The organism is Dactylosporangium sp. NPDC000521 (assembly GCF_042898305.1).
Classification (GTDB): domain Bacteria; phylum Actinomycetota; class Actinomycetes; order Mycobacteriales; family Micromonosporaceae; genus Dactylosporangium.
This window is the reverse complement of sequence record NZ_JBIAYW010000041.1, coordinates 1-16,146: the sequence shown is the minus strand read 5'-3', so window position 1 is coordinate 16,146 and position 16,146 is coordinate 1. Positions and strand designations below refer to the sequence as shown.

The following is a 16,146-nucleotide window of genomic DNA, read 5'->3' as shown; positions in this document are numbered from 1 at the left end:
GTGGCCTGACCGTCCTGGACGCGAACACGCCGGCGCGGCGGCCTCGGGATGACCGGGGCCGATCGGCTACGCCTGCCGCGGCCGCGCACCGAGCCCGTCCAGCACGAGCGCCAGGAGGTGCTCGCGCCGCCCGGTCAGCGCCGGGTCCTGCTCGGCGATCCAGCCGACCGCGTTCGCCAGCGCGAACAAGTCGACTGCGGTGACGTCCGCCCGTACCTGACCGGCGAGCTGTGCGCGCTGCAGCAGGGCGCCCCCGGAGCGGCGCATGCCGAGGCACGCGGCGTGCAGCGGTGAGTCGTCGTCGCGCAGCGTTGCCATGATCGACTCGGGCAGACCACGGTACCGCCCGGCGCCCGCGACGAACTCGTCGAGCCACCGCGTCAGCGCCTCCCACGGCGGACAGCTGTCGGCCAGCACTTCGGCCCGTTCGGCGAGATGGTCGAACCGGCGGCGGAGCAGGGCCTCCAGGAGCGCGTCTCGACTCGGAAAATGCCGGTAGAGCGTGCCCAGCCCGACGCCGGAGCGTCGCGCGACGTCACGCAGGGACGCCTGCGTGCCCTGCTCCTCGATGACGGTGCGGGCGACGTCGAGGATGCGCTCGTAGTTGCGCTGCGCGTCCGCACGCGGCGCACGCGCCCCGGACTCAACCAACCTTTGTCCATTCCTGAATATTGACAACCGGAGCACCGCTCCGCATGCTAGCGGAGCAGTGCTCCACATAGTAGCGATCCGGAGGCGACGATGCGAGACGGCACGATGATGGCGATCCAGTACCACGAGCAGGGCGGGCCGCAGGTGCTGACCTACGAAGCGGTGCCGGTACCCGAGCCGGCCCACGGCGAGGTGCTGGTTCGTGTGCATGCCGCCGGGGTCAACCCGCCCGACTGGTACGCGCGCAGGGGCTTCGCTGCGATCCCACCCGAGCTGCGCCCGAAGATCCCCCTACCCGCGATCCCCGGCTCGGACCTCTCCGGCACCGTCGTGGCGGTTGCCCCCGGTGTGACTCGCTGGCAGGTCGGCGACGCCGTCTTCGGCATGGTGCGCTTTCCCTCGCTGGGCAACGGCGCGCGGGCGTACGCCGAATACGCCACCGCACCCGAGGACCATCTCGCCGCCAAGCCCGCCGGCGTGAGCCACGTGGAGGCCGCCGGCGTGCCGATGGCCGGGCTCACCGCGTACCAGCAGCTGTTCGGCGGCCTCGGCACGGGGCTGACCGGCGCCGAGCCACGCGACTTCACACCGCTCGTGCCCGGCGCCGACGCGCTGCCCGGCACGGCATTGGCCGGCCGCACCGTGCTGGTCAACGGCGCGGCCGGCGGCGTCGGGCACTTCCTGACCCAGCTCACCCGGTTGCAGGGTGCTACGGTCGTCGCGGTCGCCTCGGGCCGGCACGAGACGTTCCTGCGCAGCCTCGGCGCCGAGCGATTCGTGGACTACACGCGGCAGAGCCCCGCCGAGGCGGTCCACGATGTCGACCACCTCTTCGATACCGTCGGCGGCCCACAGGCCTACCGGCTGCTGCCGGCACTGCGCGACGGTGGGGTGATCAGCCCGATCTTCTATGGTGACTTTCACCGCGAGGATGCCTCGGCGCGCGGGATCACGTTCCGTTCAGGCCAGGTGCGGTCCGACGGCGCCCAACTGGCCCACCTCGCCCGGTTGCTCGACGACGGCAGTCTCCGCGTCGGCCTCGACAGCACCTATCCCCTCGCCGACGCCGCCAAAGCCCACGAACGCGCCGAGCGTGGCCACATCCAGGGCAAGATCGTGCTCGCTGTCGCGCCGGACTGAACGGCGCGGCCCCCAAGGCCGCGGCCGCCCGACCGGTCGGCGACGCTCCGGCCTCTGCGCCATCGCCAGACCCGAGTCACGCCGCACGGCCGACACCGTAGCTCATCGTCCACAAGGGACGATCAACCTAGATCATGCTGTCAGGATTTCTTGGTCCGGATGACGAAGAGGGCAATGAGCAGGGCGAGGCCGCTGAAGACGGCACTCACCTCGAGGGCCCGGGACACGCCCGCGGTGAACGACGCATGGTCGGCATTGTTACCGTTGAAGACCGCGTTGAACGCGGTCACCAGGATGGCCAGGCCCAGCGACGCACCGACCTGCTGCATGGCCTGGAGGAGGCCGGACGCCGCGCCCGCATCCTTCGGGTCGACACCGGCCAGGATCGTCATGTTGAGCGGCATGAAGGACAGGCCTACCCCGGCACCGAACAGCATGGTCGGCACCAGCACCGCGACCCAGTAGCTACTGGAAGCCTCGAGCAGCGACAGCGCGATGATGGCGACGGTGATCAGGGCTGTGCCAGTGATCATGATGGGCCGCGCGCCGTAGCGGGGCAGCAGCTTGGGCGCACGCCTTGCGGCGAGGAACAGCACCACGGCCAGCGGGATGAACGCCACGCCGGCGATCAGGGGGCTGTAGCCCTTGACGTCCTGCAGGTACTGCAGCAGGAAGTAGAACATGCTGGCCGTGGTCGCCGGCAGGAGCAGCATGTTGAGGTAGGCGGCGGCACGGTTGCGGATCGAGAACAGGCGCAGCGGCATGATCGGCTGAGTCGCGCGGGCCTGGTCGATCAGGAAGGCCGCCAGCAGCACAATAGCGATGGCGAAAGAGATGATCGTCGTGCTGCTCGTCCAGCCGGCGGTGGCGGCCTGGATGAACCCGTACACCAGCGCGGTCATGCCGACGGTGGAGGTCAGCGCGCCGATCACATCGAACTGGCCACTGTGCCGCTGCGGCTCGGCGACGAAGCGCGGGGCCAGCACAGCGATCGCCAGTCCGATCGGGACGTTGATGAACATGACGAGCCGCCAGGAGCCGGCCGCGACGAGCACGCCCGACAGGATGAGCCCGGCCGTCATACCGAAACCGGCGATGGTGGAAAAGATACCCAGCGCCTTGTTGCGTTCGGTGCCGTCGGGGAAGTTGGTGGCGATCAGCGCCAGCGTGCTCGGTGCCGCGAAGGCCGCGCCCACGCCCTGCAGCGCCCGCGCGGCCAGCAGCGTCCCGGGCGAGGTCGCGAGGCCGCCCAGCAGGGAGGCGGCGGTGAACAGGATGACACCAGCGACGAAGACGCGCCGACGGCCCAGGATGTCACCGGCCCGGCCGCCGAGCAACAACAGGCCCCCGAACGCCAGCGTATAGGCGGTGAGTATCCAAGACAGATCGGCCGGCCCGAAGCCCAGGTCGGCCTGGATCCTGGGAAGCGCGACATTGACGACGGTCGCATCGAGCACCACCAGCAACTGGCAGGCGATGATCACCGTCAGAGCGACGCCAGGTCGCTTCGGGCCGGCGAGTGAGGCCTCCGCACTCCCCCCGGCCGACTGCTGAGACGTTGCCGGCGACGACATAGGTACGCACCCCTTACCCAAGCTGAAACGGAGACAGCCTCCGAATCCGGAGAGTACGGAGAGTGTCTCCGATTAGCAAGCTCGTCGGGTACATTCGCCCTGTCATCGCACGGCAGGAGGCCCGACCATGGCAACGCGTACGAACGACGACCCCACCGAGCGGCCACTGCGTGCGGACGCCCGCCGCAACCGGGCGAAGCTGCTCGCGGTTGCCGCGGAGATGTTCGCCACCGCGGGAACGGCGGCGTCGCTCGACGAGCTGGCCAAACGGGCGGAGGTCGGCCCAGGCACCCTCTACCGCCACTTCCCGACCCGGCAGGACCTGTTGGTCGAACTGCTGCGAGACCGGGTCGACGAGCTCGCCGACCGCGCCACCGCCCTGCTGGACGACCCGTCCCCGCAGGACGCGCTGCGCACCTGGCTCGAGGCTGTCGCCCGGCACGCCACCACGTATCGAGGCCTGCCGGGCGAGCTGATCGCGACGGAAGCCGGCGACGTCCTGACCGCTTGTCACCAAGCGATGCGCCGCGCCGGCGCCGCCCTGGTCGACCGGGCCATCAACGCCGGCGCGCTGCGCGCCGACGTCACCGTGTCGGAGATCTTCCAGCTCACCAACGCCGTCGCATGGGCCAGCGAGCAGGACCCATCAGGCGCCACCCGCCCAGAACGCCTCCTCGCCGTGCTGATGGAAGGCCTGCTCCCGCGCCCCTGACACCTGGCCGGCCGCCGGACAGAAGGCAACCTGAAGTTGGCGTCCTGCCCGGTCAGCGAGCGGCGCCGGGCCGCCGGCGGCAACGTGACCGGCAACCGGGTGATCGGCGGGGACCACCGAGGTCGAGCATGCCCAGCGGCTCATGCCCGAACATCGTGCCCTGCTGATCCGGCAGTTCAATCGATGTCTTTCACCGGCCTGACCGGGTCCGCTGCCGCCGGCACGCGGGACCACCACGCCGCGGGGTCGACCTCGACCTTGGGCCGGATCGCGCCGTGCGGAAGCGCCGCGTGCACTCCCAGGACGCCGTTGACGATCTGGGTGACCCGCAGGTCAACCGTCTGGCTGCAGAGGTTCAGCGCTTCCTTGCGCTCGAAGCCGAACAGGTCCTGTACCAGCGCGGTCATGTCGCTCAGCGCCTCGTACACGGCGTCGTCGACGCTCTCCGCGAAGCCGAACGTGATCCATGCGTCGGGTGTCCTCGCCCGTGGGGTCGTCAGCCGCACATCAGGTACCACCGCCAGCTCCACGACGACGGACTCCATACCGCACTCGATCGCCGTCGACCCGACCTCACCATCACCCTGCGCCGCGTGGCCGTCGCCGACCGAGAGCAGGGCGCCGTCGACGGCGACCGGCAGATACAGCGTCGAGCCCGGCACCAGCTCCTTGCAGTCGATGTTGCCGCCCGTCGCCCGGGGCGGATGCGTCGAGTGCACACCCGGTTCTGCCGGGGCGACGCCGATGACGCCCATGAACGGGCGCATCGCCACCGTGTGCCCATCGTGGCTCGTGGCGGTCTGCGTCGTGGTGTCGAGGCTCCAGCCGAGGTAGTGCTCGTCGCCGTCGTCCACCCCGAGAAGTCGATCGTGCCGCACGCCGCGCCCGCCGGCACGGCTCCAACCCCAGGTGGCGGTCCGCAGTTCCACGATCCGCACAGCGAGGACCGACCCGGGCGCCGCGCCCACGACACACACGGGGCCGGAGAGGGCGTGCCCGGCGTCCACGACGGGCCGCCGTCCTGGCCACTCGTCGCCGTGGGCGACCGGGGGCCCCTTGCGCAGGTTCAGCAGCCAGTCGCCGTCGAGCGTAGTGAACTCCACGGCGTCGCCCGATCGGACGGTGCGGGCCGGTGGGTGGTCGCGGGAGAAGGACCCATGCAGCGTCGCGTTCTCCAGCGGGACCGTGTGGCGGGTGGCGCTGCTCATCACCGCTCGACGACGGCGAACGCCCGAACCGGCGAGCCGGTGCCCTTGTCGAGCCGCAGCGGAACGCCGAAGAAGGTGAACTCCCCGACCCCGACGAGTTCCTCCAGGTTCACGAGCCACTCGTAGTGCGTGATGCCTCTGTCGCGGCAGACCCGGTGACTCGGGAACAGGTTCGTGCTCATGATGTCGGTCGACGGGCCCTCGACACCGTGCACGAGCGAGCCGTGGTCCGCCAGCCAGTGGGTGGCCTCGACCGACAGGCCGGGATTGATGTCGAACAGACGCTGGTCTGGGTAGTGCCGTCGATGGAATCCCGTGTTCAGCAGCACGATGTGCCCGTCGACGTGGATTCCCGTCTGCTCCTGCGCGCGCTCGAGGTCCGCCACGGTGATCTCACCGAGGTCGGGGATGTGGGTCATGTCGAAGCAGACGGCCTTGCCGAAAAACATGGATATGGGCATCTCGTCGATCGTCTGCCCGGCCGGGTTCATGTGGAAGAAGGCGTCCACGTGGGTGCCGGTGTGCTCGATCATGCCAAGGTACTTCCAGGACGACGTGTGAGGGTCGTCGGGCGTACCCGCGCCGAAGGCACGACTGCTCTCGTGCGTCTGCAGCGTCACATAGATCGGGCGCTGAAAGGCGTCCTGCACGGGCATGTTGTCGCGGATGGTGAGACTGAGATCGATGACTCGTTGCGGCATGGGTTTCCGTTCTCTGGTGCCGAGGGACGGTCCGGCGGGTTTGGCTGGGGCCGGTCGTGCGGGGCCGCGGAGCGTACCGGGCGCTACTCGGTGTTGGCGTGCGCCTTGACGGCGGTCGCGTTGTCGATGTCGCGGCGCGTGGCGATGGCCAGGCAGACGGCGTCGAGGGTGAGGTGGACGCACTGGTCGAAGAGGCTGGAGAGGGGCTGGATGCTCGACGGTTCGCCCGCCCTGCGGTGCTTGGTCGCGCCCGGAACATGCGCCACGATCTCGGCCGCGGTGCCCAGCGCGGATGCGGGGTCACTGGTGACGGCGGCGATGCGGCATCCGTTGGCCGCGGCCGCCTGCACGGTGCGCAGCGTGGAGGCCGTCGTGCCCGACCCGGACACCGCGATCACGAGGTCCCCCGCGGTGAGCGCCGGGGTGCACGTATCGCCGACGAAGTACACCTGCGTCCCGAGATGCATCAGCCGCATGGCGAACGCTCTCGCCATGAATCCGGAGCGGCCCTCGCCGGTGACGAAGACGCGCTCGCTCTGCAGCACCGCATCGGCGAGGGCGGTGAGCCCCGACGGGTCCAGTGTCCGCAGTGACGCGGTGATCTCCGCCAGGATGGTGTCGACGTGATCGCGATGGGTCGTGCCGGTCATGTGGTCGCCTCTCGTGGACTCGGGCCCTGCTGTGGGCCGGCCGCGAGCAGCGACCGGAACGCGGCCGCGGCCGCGGCCGGGTCCACCGCCTTGGTGATGGCCGAACCAACGATGACCCGCAGGTCGCCGTGGAGCTGCGTCAGCGCTGCCACCTGCTGCTGGTCGAGTCCGCCAGCCACGGCGACCCGGTGACCGCCGGACCGCGGCGTGATCCATGCGAGTCCACCGTTCGCGGCGCCATGCCGCTGCTGGTCCTTGCCGACGTGAGCGGCCCAGACCAGATCCGGGCGACCAGAGTGCTGAGCGAGCAGCTCGTCGAAGCGTCCCGCGCCGGTCGCCAGCAGGTCCACGAGCGTCTCCATGCCCAGGTCGCCGGCCCGGGCGACACAGGCGCGAATGGTGTCGTCGGGCGCCAGAGCCAGCACGCTGGTCGCCCGCGCCCCCGCTTTGTGACACATGTCGACCTCGGTCACGGCGTCATCGGCGGTCTTGGTGTCGGCCAGGACCGGCGTCGTGCCGGCCGCGGCCACGACCTCAGCCACCGCCGTCATGCCATTCGCCTTGATCAGCGACGTCCCGACCTCGATCCAGTCGGCGAACGCGGCCACCTGACGGGTCAGCTCGACCGCGTGCGCCACGGACATCCGGTCCAGCGCGACCTGAAGCCGCATCGTCACGGCCGGACCGCCCACGCCTCGATCTCGAAAAGCAGGCCGCCGGCGAGGGCGACGCCGAACGTGCTCCGCGCTGGCAGCGGCTGGGGAAACAGCTCCCGATAGGCCGCGTCGAACTCGGCGAAGTCGTTGATGTTCGTCAGAAAGCACGTCGTCTTCACGACGTCCGCCAGGCCGAGCCCCTCGGCGGCCAGCACGGCGGTCAGGTTGGCGATCGCGGCGCGGACCTGCTCCGCCAGCCCGTCCTTGAGCTCGCCGGTCTCGGGGTCGCTGCCGATCTGTCCCGCCGTCACCACCATATTGGCGAACGCGATTCCCTGCGAGAACGACGCAGTCGGAGCCGCGGCGGCCTTCGTCACAATCGCGCGACGATCGGACATGTCAATCACTCCAATTCGATGAGTTTGGCTGGAAAGCAAGGTGCACGCTGCGCGCCCAAGCCATGTAGTCCGCGAACGCGGAACGCATGTCGAACCGCTGCCGGTACGGGGTGTCCGCCCAGAGCCGTTCGTGGCGAAGCGGCGGGTTGTCGGCCGCGAGCCGGACGTTGGCCCGCGCCGGGTCGACTGTCACACTGGCCGTTCCGGCCGACGCCGACAGGAGCTCGGCCCACTCCAGCAGCGACCACCGATCGGTACCACCGACGTTGTAGACGCGGTGGGTGAGGCGATCGACCCGGCTGAGCCAGACGATCGCGCGGGCCGCGTCGGCGCTGTACAACCAGTACCGCTCCCCCGGCCCGGGAAGGACGATCGCCCGGCCGGCCAGGTGGCGCAGGACGACCTGCACCGGGCCGCTCAACACCGACCGGGTGGGCGTCGGCCGCTCCCACCGGCCGAACACGTCGCCGACGCGGGCGGACACGACCTGGATGCCGCGCAGTTCGCCGTAACGGAGCGCGCTCAGCTCCGCGGCCTGCTTCGAGATCTCGTACAGGTTCGCGGGCCGGTCCTGCGTCCGCTCCTCTTCGAACCACGCTTCCCGCTCGGCCGCGAGAGCGCCGTAGGCCGCCACGGAGCCGACGTACACGAAGCGTGTCACGCCTGCGTCCGCCGCCGCCTTGAGCGCGCGCAGGGTACCGACGCAGTTGACCTCGAGGACGGTGTCGCCGGACCCAGTCTCCATCGTCGGATCCGCGGTCACTGCGGCGGCATGGATCACCGTATCCACCTGATTGGCGCGCATCAGGTCCAGCAGGCGGTCGTGGTTGAGCACGTCGCCGTCGGCGAATCGCACCGGTGTGGGCAATGTCCCCAGCACCCGCAGCGCCTCGGCCGGCGGTGGCTGCGCGGCCACGACGAGGGTGGGCAGCCCTTCCGCCGCGAGCTGCTCGGCGATGTTGAGCCCGAGCGTGCCGGTCCCGCCGGTGAGCAGCACGGTGCCGGTGGACCTGGTCATTGGGCCGTGTAGCCGCCGTCGATGGTCAGCGTGGTGCCGTTGACGTACCCCGCGTCATCCGACAGCAGGTACGCGCACCCGGCCGCCACCTCCTCCGACCTCCCCATTCGGCCGGCCGGGACGCGGGCGGTGACCACGCTGTAGTCCTCGCCGGTCTGGGCGAAGCCGACCTGTGTCATGGGCGTGTCGATCGGCCCGGGGCAGACGGCGTTGGCACGCACGCCCCGTGCGCCGTAGTCGATGGCGATCGACCGCATCAGGTTGATCACACCGGCCTTGGCGGCGCAGTACCCCGCGTTGTCCGGGTATCCGACCTGGCCCACCTGTGACGCGATGGCAACGAAGGAGCCCCCACCGACCTCGGCGAAGCGCGGCACCACCTTGTGCGCCAGCAGGTACACGCTCGTGAGGTTCACCTCGATGACGCGCCGCCATCCGTCGGGGGTGAGGGCGCCCACCGAGCCCGCCTGGGCGATCCCGGCCGCCGCCACCACGCCGTCCAGCCGGCCGAACCGCCGCACCGCAGCGTCGATGCACGAGGTGAGGTCGTCGATGGAGGTGACGTCCCCGACCCTGCCTTCGACGGGCCCCGGCCAGTCCCGCGCGACGGTCGGTTGCAGATCGAGCGCGACGACACCCGCACCTTCCGCGATGAGCCGGTGCACCACCGCCTCGCCGATTCCCGAAGCCGCTCCGGTCACGATCACCGTTCGCCCCTGCAGGCGTTGCCCGACAGGAGCGTGTTGTTCTGCACTCATCCTCGTCCTACTCAAACCCGTCGCATACCGAGCCCGTGCTGCGGATGGTCCGCGGATGCGCCCCTGGAACGCCGGGCCGCATCCGCGGACCCCGCCGGCTAGGGCGTGATCCCCAACTTCTGGCAGTCCTGGACGAAGTTGCCCGTGCAGACCTTGGCGGCGTCGAGCTTCTTGTCGTCGAAGAACTGCTTGATGTTCTTCTGCGTGATGGGGCCGATCTCGAAGAGGTAGGTCGGCACGTCGCCCTTGCCGTTGTTGACCGTCGTCTCCTTGTACTGGTCGGGCACCTTCTCGCCGCGGCCGAGGGCCAGCGCGACCTCGGCCGCCTTGGTCGCCTCGTCGACGATGTCCTGGAACTCGGTCATGTACTGCTCTCCGGCGACGATGCGCTGCAGGGCGGCCACGTCGTTGTCGAGACCGGTCACCGGGCGCGTGCGGGGGTCGATGTTGGCCGACTTCATGGCGGCGATGGCGCCGCCCGCCATGCCGTCGTTGCTGGAGTAGACGCCGTAGAAGCCCTGGGGCCCGAGCGCGGTGATCGCCTGGTCCATCTGTTGCTGCGCCTTCGACGGGTCCCACTGGGGCGTGTCGAAGCGCATGGCGACCTGGATCCCCTTCGCCTTGAAGACCTCCTCAGCCCCCTGTTTCATCTTGGCGTCGTCGGTGTCACCCGGCGCGCCGTTGATCATGACGATCGGCCCCTGCGGATGCCCCTGTTCGGCCAGCGCCTCGGCGAGCGAGGTGGCCTTGTCCTTGCCCGCCTGGACGGTGTCCATGGTCAGGCTCCACGCCACCGTGGCGTTCTGGATGAGACGACCCAGGGACACGACGGCGACGTCGCTGGCCGCGGCCCGCGCCGCGATGCCGGCGGCGGCTTTGCTGTCGACCGGGTTGGTGATGATGACCTTCGCGCCGTCGGCGATCACGTTCTCGGCCTGGCGCAACTGCTCCGACGCGTCAGAGTTGGCGTTCGCGGTGATCAGCCGGCAGTCGGGGCAGATCTCCTTGAGACGCTTCGTCAGCGCCGGCTTCTCGATGGCTTCGTACCGCGGCGTGATGGTCTCCGGGGCGAGGTAGGCGATGGTCGGCGACGAGCTGCCGCCGCCGGAGCCTTCGTCACTCCCGCAGGCAGCAAGAGTGCCCGAGGCCGCGACGACCAGTAATGCTGCCGCGGCGACTCGCCAGCGGCCGACTACGTTCATGTTCATGATGCGACTGACCCTTTGCGATGTGGGGGGTTTCCTGGGGGATTTGGAAGTCCGGCGCCTACCTGGCAGCCCTGCGGCGTGCCGTGGCGTCGATGATCACCGCGAGGACGAGGACGGCGCCGGTGACGGCGAATTTGTACGAGGACGGCATCGACAGCAGGTCCATGCCGTTGGCGATCGAGCCGATGAGCAGCGAGCCGAGCAGTGCCTGCCAGACGGTGCCCACGCCACCGAAGAGGCTGACGCCGCCGATCACCGCGCCCGCGATCGCGAGCAGCAGTAGGCTGCCCTGTCCGGAGGACTGGTTCACCGCGAACAGCCTGGAGGCCGCGAGGACGCCGCCGAGGGCGGCAAGGCCCGCCGTGCAGGCGAACGCCGCCACCTTGATCCTGTCCACGCGGACGCCGGTCCGGCGGGCCGCCTCGGCGTTGGAGCCGATGGCGTACAGGTGACGGCCGACCTTTCGCGTGGTGAGCACGTAGTTCATCAGGGTCGCCACCGCCAGCACGATCAGCACCACGAGAGGGATGCCGCGGTGGCTGATGAGCAGCGCCCCGCCGATCAGGACGAGCGCGGCCACGGGTGTGCGGGCCAGCAGCGGTTTGTACCAGGGGGCGCTCTGCCCGGAGGGCCCGCTGCGGTTCCGCCGCTGGGTCATCGCCGACGACAACAGGTACGCCGTGGCGAGCAACGTGACGGTCCAGCCGAGCCAGTCGGGCACGTAGGTTGCCGTAAGGCCGGCGATGAAGTCGTCGGTGATGTTGAGATTGCCCTGCTCACCCAGCACGGCCAGTTGCACACCCTGCCAAGTGAGCAGCCCGCCGAGGGTGACCACGAAGGAGGGGACGGCGAACCTGGTGACGACCACACCGTGCAGTAGGCCGATGACCACGCCGCAGAGGATCGCCGCGACGACGGCCAGTGGAGCCGGCACGCCCATCTTGGTGTTCACCACGGCCATCACCGCGGCGCACAGGCCGCTCACGGAGCCCATCGAGAGATCGATCTCGCCGAGCAGCAGCACGATGACGGCGCCCATCGACAGGACGGTCACCGCTGCGATCTGCAGCAACAGATTGCTCAGGTTGCCGACCGTGAGGAACCTCGGATTCAAGGCGTAGAGCAGGATCCACAGGCCGACGATGCCGATGACGACCGTGCGGAACCCGTGGTCCCCGCCCGAGGGCGGGGCCAGGAGCCTGGACCGGAGCCGAGCCGGCTGACCTTCGGTGCGCTTCGCGACAGACACGGTCACGCGCCCACCCCTTCCTGTGCGCGCGTGGTAGCCCCGGTGATGGCGGCCACGATCTCGCCGGTTGTGACCTGGGCGGTAGCGAAGACACCGTTGCTCTGTCCCAGCCGCAACACGTGGATTCGATCGCTGACCGCCATCACGTCGGCCATGTTGTGACTGATGAGGATGATCCCGATGCCGTGGTCCCGCAGCCGACGGACGAGATCGAGCACCTCGGCCGTCTGCGCCACACCGAGCGCCGCGGTGGGTTCGTCCAGCAGGACCAGTTGAGGGTTTCCGACCAGGGCGCGGGCGATCGCCACGGACTGCCGCTGCCCACCGGAGAGGCGGGCCACCTTGGCACGGACACTCTTGATCGTGGTGGCGTTGAGCGAGCCGAGGAGCTCCCACGTCCGGCGTTCCATCGCCGCGTGGTCGAGGTTGCCCCATGGCTTCCTGCGGATCTCCCGGCCGAGGAACAGGTTGTTGACGACGTCGAGGTCGTCGCACAGCGCGAGGTCCTGGAAGACCGTCGCGATGCCGAGTTCCGCCGCTCGGCGCGGGCTGTCCACGACGACGGGCTCACCGGCGACCCTGATGGTCCCTTCGTCCGGCGGCCGAGCGCCGGAGATGGCCTTGACGAGGGTCGACTTTCCGGCGCCGTTGTCACCCACGAGCGCGAGCACCTCGCCCGGATTGACCGAGAGGTTGACGCCTGACAGGGCACGTACAGCGCCGTAGGTGACGCCGACCGCTTCGAGTTCGAGTACAGGGGTCACAGTTCCTCCCCTTGGAGCGGTCATGGCCGGAAGAGCGGTGCCGGCTGGCCCATGTCGGCAAGGTGGGACAACACGTCGTCGAGTTCGACGACGTCGCCGTAGCGGTTGTCGATGTCGAAGAGCGCGGCCACGTGCGCGCTCTCGCAGCGGTCGCCCACCGCCTGCCGTGGCACGATGACCCGGAAGTTCAGGTCGATGGCGCTTTCGCAGGAGGCACGGACGCAACCGCTGGTGGAGCAGCCGGTGACGACCACAGTGTCCACACCGTCGGAGATGAGCTGGGCCGTGAGGTTCGTCCCGAAGAACGAGGACCCCCGCGGCTTCTCGATCAGGGGCTCGTCCGCGCGGCGGTCCAGGTCCGGGATCAGTGCGACCCGCTCGGAGCCGCGGGCCATCTTCAGCAGGTGCGGGGTCTTCTTCGAGGCCACCGAGCCGACGTCGCGCATCGACGCGTCGAACGCCATCGTGGTGAAGTACCGCGGCAGGTCCTTGGCCCGGAAGACGTCCAGCAGCTGCTGGATGGACTTCGTCACCTGGGAGAGGTCGGACCCGATCATCTCGTCGGTCCGGGTCCAGGCACCGGCCATGTCGATGACAAGCAGGGCCGGGCGCCGGCCCCAGCCGACGCGGCCGCCGAATCCGGCGTCCAGGTACTGCTTGGTCAGCTCAGGATCGCCATATGCGTGCTGACGCATGGTGATTGCACTCCTTCTTGTCATGGTTGGTCGCGAGGGTCTAGCCCTGCATCACGCGCAGGACCCGCGACAGCGCAGGCGTGTTGTCGCTGGCCGCGAAGTCCTTCAGGTCCTGCAGCAGCCGGCTGAGGTGGTTGCGCATCGCGCGCTCCGCGGCGTCGGGATCGCGGGCGGCCAGCGCCTCCAAGATGAGCGAGTGGTCGTTCGGTGACTCGTCGGCCGAGCCGCGAAAGGCCGCCACGACGTCCAGCACACCCTCGAGGTAGTCGAGCTGGTCGCTGAGGATCGTGCTGCCGAGCGTGACGAGCAGAGGGTTCCCGGAGATCTGGGTGACTCTCCGGTGGAACACGAGGGCGCACTGCCGTCCATCGGTGCCCCGCATCAGATGGTCACGGTGCTGCCCGAGCAGGGCCTTGAGCTCGTCGAGCTCCGCATCCGTGATGTGCTCGGCCGCCGCTCGCGCGGCTTCGCTCTCCACGCCACGGCGGGCGTGCAGCAGGTCGAAGACTTGTTCGATCGTGCTGATGTCCAGCGCACGAGCGAGCTCGGCATCGCGGTCGCGGCTCTCCCTCATGGCACGGACCAGCTGGCGGCCGGCGTCGGTGATCAGCCGGCCCTTGGAGCCGGCGCGCGACGTCAGCCCGGCGTCGTCCAGGTCCAGCAGCACCCGCGAGACGCTGGCCTCGCTGACGGCGAACCCGGCCGCCTCCAGATGCTTGTGCAGCAGACGGGCACCGTACGGATAGGTCACCTCCGCCAGTCGAGACAGCAACGCAAACTGCATCTCCGTGACCGAAGAGGCCTCGTCACCAGGCCTGTCACCGCTGGAATCCAGCTCCCGTAGCGCGCCAGATGCCATTGCCGTCCCTTCAACTCTGCCTTAGGGTTGGCGAAACCGTAACAGGTTCCTCAAATTTGAGGAAGCCCTTTCAGAGGGGAACATGAGCGAACACCAGAACTTCGAAACCGTCATCGTCGGTGGCACCGTGGTCGTCGACAGCGACGTGGTCAACATCGACATCGGCATCAACGGGGGGCGCATCGCCGCGCTCATGGCACCCGGGACGCCACACGTCGCCGCCGAAACGATCGACGCGAGCGGCCGTTTCGTCCTGCCCGGCGGCATCGACACCCACACGCACATCCAGTGGCCGGTCGGCGCCGACGACCGCAGCCTCGACACCTTCGCCGACGCGACGGCCGCCGCGGCCGTTTCAGGCACGACCACCGTGCTGGACTTCGTTCCTCCCCCCAAGGCGGAGGGCCACTACGACGCGGCACTGCGGCGCATGGAGCAGGCCCGTGGGCGATCCGCAACCGACTACTCGTTCCGGCCGATCCTGACCAGCGCCGACGCCGACACCGTGTCCGACGTGGCACGCCTGGCCGAGCTGGGGCTGCGGTGCTTCAAGATCTTCACGACGTACGAGGACATGCGCCTGACCGACGGCGAGATCTACCGCATCATGGACGCCATCGCCGACATCGACGGCCTGGCGGGATTCCACGCGGAGAACCACGAACTCATCGCGGACGCCACCCATCGCACGGTTTCCGCCGCCGGGCCGGGCATCGAGGAGTTCCCGGACTCGAGGCCCGGCCTGGCCGAGGAGGCGGCGATCGATCTCGTATCTCTCTACGCGCGCGACCACGGCGTGCCGATCTTCATCTTCCACGTGTCCGGCCACGCCGGCCTGGAAGCCCTCCGCCGCGCCGCGAAGCTCGGCACCACCGTCCGCGCCGAGACGTGCACTCATTACCTGGTCTTCGACGACTCGGTGTACCAGGGCAAGAACAGGTGGATGTACGTCATCACCCCACCGATCCGCGGCAGCGCCGACCAGGACGACCTCTGGAACGCGCTGGCGACGGGCGAGCTCAGTTGCGTCGGCTCGGACCACTGCGCGTACGGACAGTGCCACAAGCACCCGGACGCGGACGACTTCACCAACATGGCCGCGGGTGCGCCAGGGATCGACGCGCGCATGCCGATGCTGTGGACGCGGGCGATCACGGACAAGCGCCTCTCCCTCGTCGACTTCGCCAGGATCACCGCGCGAGGCCCGGCCGAGACCTTCGGGCTCTTCCCGCGCAAGGGCATCATCCGCATCGGCTCCGACGCGGACATCATCGTCGTCGACCCCGACGCGGCCTGGACGTGGCCCAGCGAACCCGCCTCGTGGGGCAGCGACTACCAACCGTACGGCGACATCCCCGGTCAAGGACGCGTTGTCGTGACACTGGTGCGCGGGCAGGTCGTCGCACGCGACGGCAGGTTCGTCGGCGAGCACAACGGGGAGTTCCTCCCGCAGAACCCCATCCAGCTCGGCTCCTGGGCCTGACCGCACCAGAGCCGGGCGACCCTCCCCCGCCGACTCCAGCTGACATCGTTCGGTGGCCACTCCGGCGTGCTCCCGCACACGCCGGCGTGGCCACCGGCCGCCCTGCCTGGTTCACGCCAGTCAGCGCTGGACGCGGGCGCCGGCGCCGCGCATCAGCGCCTCCACCTCGGCGAGGCCGGCCGTCATCGCGGCCACCACTGCCTGCGCCGCCGTCTCCGACAGGGCCGCGTACATGCCACCGGTGTGCAGCCACCGCACGCCCAGCGTGCCGAAGATATGGTCCCGGTCGACATCGCCCGTGCGCGGCGGTTTCGAACTCGTACGGATCGGAACCTGTCAAGTCAACTGAGACAGTTTCTTGATTTTGTTTAGCTTTGTGCTGCTGGAAGGCCGGTCGCTGCGGGAGCGGTGGCCTGTTCGAG

Annotated in this window: 18 protein-coding genes; 3 read left to right on the top strand and 15 right to left on the bottom strand. The window is 69.4% G+C overall.

The genetic code is table 11. The features are described from left to right. Nucleotides 1–66 precede the first annotated feature (66 nt). On the bottom strand, nucleotides 67–651 hold the full coding sequence (locus ACFY3L_RS52805; protein ID WP_389342956.1) for a TetR/AcrR family transcriptional regulator: 585 nt from the start codon (nucleotides 649–651) through the stop codon (nucleotides 67–69). Nucleotides 652–741: 90 nt separating this feature from the next. On the opposite strand from ACFY3L_RS52805, the gene ACFY3L_RS52800 reads away from it, so the two are divergent. Beyond that, on the top strand, nucleotides 742–1,791 hold the full coding sequence (locus ACFY3L_RS52800) for an NADP-dependent oxidoreductase (protein ID WP_389342953.1): 1,050 nt from the start codon (nucleotides 742–744) through the stop codon (nucleotides 1,789–1,791). A gap of 140 nt (nucleotides 1,792–1,931) precedes the next feature. Here ACFY3L_RS52800 and ACFY3L_RS52795 read toward each other — a convergent pair whose 3' ends face one another. Then, entirely contained in the window at nucleotides 1,932–3,275 is a 1,344-nt protein-coding gene (locus tag ACFY3L_RS52795; RefSeq protein ID WP_389342950.1) for an MFS transporter, read from the bottom strand. A gap of 217 nt (nucleotides 3,276–3,492) precedes the next feature. Between ACFY3L_RS52795 and ACFY3L_RS52790 the strand changes: the two genes are divergently transcribed. Next, nucleotides 3,493–4,077 carry a TetR/AcrR family transcriptional regulator gene (locus ACFY3L_RS52790; protein ID WP_389342947.1) on the top strand — a complete coding sequence of 195 codons (585 nt, stop codon included), beginning with the start codon at nucleotides 3,493–3,495 and terminating at the stop codon, nucleotides 4,075–4,077. Nucleotides 4,078–4,253: 176 nt separating this feature from the next. Here the strand turns inward: ACFY3L_RS52790 and ACFY3L_RS52785 are convergent, their stop codons facing one another. The 12 genes from ACFY3L_RS52785 to ACFY3L_RS52730 form a co-directional block, all read right to left on the bottom strand. Further along, nucleotides 4,254–5,285: an acetamidase/formamidase family protein gene (locus ACFY3L_RS52785; RefSeq protein WP_389342945.1), complete on the bottom strand. Its 1,032-nt coding sequence runs from the start codon at nucleotides 5,283–5,285 to the stop codon at nucleotides 4,254–4,256. Next, the gene (locus ACFY3L_RS52780) at nucleotides 5,285–5,986 is read right to left on the bottom strand and encodes a cyclase family protein (RefSeq protein ID WP_389342943.1); all 702 of its coding nucleotides are present in this window, start codon (nucleotides 5,984–5,986) and stop codon (nucleotides 5,285–5,287) included. Before ACFY3L_RS52780 ends, ACFY3L_RS52785 begins: the two co-directional genes overlap by 1 nt. A gap of 83 nt (nucleotides 5,987–6,069) precedes the next feature. Next, nucleotides 6,070–6,636 (bottom strand): 6-phospho-3-hexuloisomerase, encoded by a 567-nt coding sequence (gene hxlB, locus ACFY3L_RS52775; RefSeq protein ID WP_389342940.1) that lies wholly within the window; start codon nucleotides 6,634–6,636, stop codon nucleotides 6,070–6,072. Next, nucleotides 6,633–7,307: an orotidine 5'-phosphate decarboxylase / HUMPS family protein gene (locus tag ACFY3L_RS52770; protein WP_389343057.1), complete on the bottom strand. Its 675-nt coding sequence runs from the start codon at nucleotides 7,305–7,307 to the stop codon at nucleotides 6,633–6,635. Before ACFY3L_RS52770 ends, hxlB begins: the two co-directional genes overlap by 4 nt. Nucleotides 7,308–7,309: 2 nt before the next feature. Beyond that, nucleotides 7,310–7,690, bottom strand: a complete 381-nt coding sequence (locus tag ACFY3L_RS52765; protein ID WP_389343054.1) for a RidA family protein — start codon at nucleotides 7,688–7,690, stop codon at nucleotides 7,310–7,312. A 1-nt stretch (nucleotide 7,691) separates the two neighbouring features. Next, entirely contained in the window at nucleotides 7,692–8,708 is a 1,017-nt protein-coding gene (locus tag ACFY3L_RS52760; RefSeq protein WP_389342937.1) for an NAD-dependent epimerase/dehydratase family protein, read from the bottom strand. Then, nucleotides 8,705–9,415, bottom strand: a complete 711-nt coding sequence (locus tag ACFY3L_RS52755) for an SDR family NAD(P)-dependent oxidoreductase (RefSeq protein WP_389342934.1) — start codon at nucleotides 9,413–9,415, stop codon at nucleotides 8,705–8,707. Before ACFY3L_RS52755 ends, ACFY3L_RS52760 begins: the two co-directional genes overlap by 4 nt. Before the next feature lie 149 nt (nucleotides 9,416–9,564). Then, nucleotides 9,565–10,674 carry a substrate-binding domain-containing protein gene (locus tag ACFY3L_RS52750; RefSeq protein ID WP_389342931.1) on the bottom strand — a complete coding sequence of 370 codons (1,110 nt, stop codon included), beginning with the start codon at nucleotides 10,672–10,674 and terminating at the stop codon, nucleotides 9,565–9,567. 58 nt (nucleotides 10,675–10,732) lie between these two features. Beyond that, nucleotides 10,733–11,929 (bottom strand): sugar ABC transporter permease, encoded by a 1,197-nt coding sequence (locus tag ACFY3L_RS52745; RefSeq protein ID WP_389342928.1) that lies wholly within the window; start codon nucleotides 11,927–11,929, stop codon nucleotides 10,733–10,735. Further along, a complete protein-coding gene (locus tag ACFY3L_RS52740) occupies nucleotides 11,926–12,687 on the bottom strand; it encodes an ATP-binding cassette domain-containing protein (protein WP_389342925.1) in 762 nt (253 codons plus the stop codon). Before ACFY3L_RS52740 ends, ACFY3L_RS52745 begins: the two co-directional genes overlap by 4 nt. 20 nt (nucleotides 12,688–12,707) lie before the next feature. Continuing rightward, nucleotides 12,708–13,382 carry an isochorismatase family protein gene (locus ACFY3L_RS52735; protein ID WP_389342922.1) on the bottom strand — a complete coding sequence of 225 codons (675 nt, stop codon included), beginning with the start codon at nucleotides 13,380–13,382 and terminating at the stop codon, nucleotides 12,708–12,710. 40 nt (nucleotides 13,383–13,422) lie between these two features. Further along, a complete protein-coding gene (locus ACFY3L_RS52730; RefSeq protein ID WP_389342919.1) occupies nucleotides 13,423–14,166 on the bottom strand; it encodes an FCD domain-containing protein in 744 nt (247 codons plus the stop codon). A 157-nt stretch (nucleotides 14,167–14,323) separates the two neighbouring features. Between ACFY3L_RS52730 and ACFY3L_RS52725 the strand changes: the two genes are divergently transcribed. Beyond that, complete coding sequence (locus tag ACFY3L_RS52725) at nucleotides 14,324–15,724, top strand: amidohydrolase family protein (RefSeq protein ID WP_389342916.1); 1,401 nt, start codon at nucleotides 14,324–14,326, stop codon at nucleotides 15,722–15,724. A gap of 120 nt (nucleotides 15,725–15,844) precedes the next feature. Here the strand turns inward: ACFY3L_RS52725 and ACFY3L_RS52720 are convergent, their stop codons facing one another. Then, nucleotides 15,845–15,982, bottom strand: coding sequence for a hypothetical protein (locus ACFY3L_RS52720; RefSeq protein WP_389342913.1), 138 nt, complete (start codon nucleotides 15,980–15,982; stop codon nucleotides 15,845–15,847). Between the last annotated feature and the right edge of the window lie 164 nt (nucleotides 15,983–16,146).

What these genes read in the sequence shown, in the direction of transcription:
- ACFY3L_RS52800 (WP_389342953.1), top strand. Translation starts at nt 742, where the DNA reads ATGCGAGACGGCACGATGATGGCGATCCAGTACCACGAGCAGGGCGGG.
- ACFY3L_RS52790 (WP_389342947.1), top strand. Translation starts at nt 3,493, where the DNA reads ATGGCAACGCGTACGAACGACGACCCCACCGAGCGGCCACTGCGTGCG.
- ACFY3L_RS52785 (WP_389342945.1), bottom strand. Translation starts at nt 5,285, where the DNA reads ATGAGCAGCGCCACCCGCCACACGGTCCCGCTGGAGAACGCGACGCTG.
- ACFY3L_RS52780 (WP_389342943.1), bottom strand. Translation starts at nt 5,986, where the DNA reads ATGCCGCAACGAGTCATCGATCTCAGTCTCACCATCCGCGACAACATG.
- hxlB (WP_389342940.1), bottom strand. Translation starts at nt 6,636, where the DNA reads ATGACCGGCACGACCCATCGCGATCACGTCGACACCATCCTGGCGGAG.
- ACFY3L_RS52770 (WP_389343057.1), bottom strand. Translation starts at nt 7,307, where the DNA reads ATGCGGCTTCAGGTCGCGCTGGACCGGATGTCCGTGGCGCACGCGGTC.
- ACFY3L_RS52765 (WP_389343054.1), bottom strand. Translation starts at nt 7,690, where the DNA reads ATGTCCGATCGTCGCGCGATTGTGACGAAGGCCGCCGCGGCTCCGACT.
- ACFY3L_RS52760 (WP_389342937.1), bottom strand. Translation starts at nt 8,708, where the DNA reads ATGACCAGGTCCACCGGCACCGTGCTGCTCACCGGCGGGACCGGCACG.
- ACFY3L_RS52750 (WP_389342931.1), bottom strand. Translation starts at nt 10,674, where the DNA reads ATGAACATGAACGTAGTCGGCCGCTGGCGAGTCGCCGCGGCAGCATTA.
- ACFY3L_RS52735 (WP_389342922.1), bottom strand. Translation starts at nt 13,382, where the DNA reads ATGCGTCAGCACGCATATGGCGATCCTGAGCTGACCAAGCAGTACCTG.
- ACFY3L_RS52730 (WP_389342919.1), bottom strand. Translation starts at nt 14,166, where the DNA reads ATGCAGTTTGCGTTGCTGTCTCGACTGGCGGAGGTGACCTATCCGTAC.
- ACFY3L_RS52725 (WP_389342916.1), top strand. Translation starts at nt 14,324, where the DNA reads ATGAGCGAACACCAGAACTTCGAAACCGTCATCGTCGGTGGCACCGTG.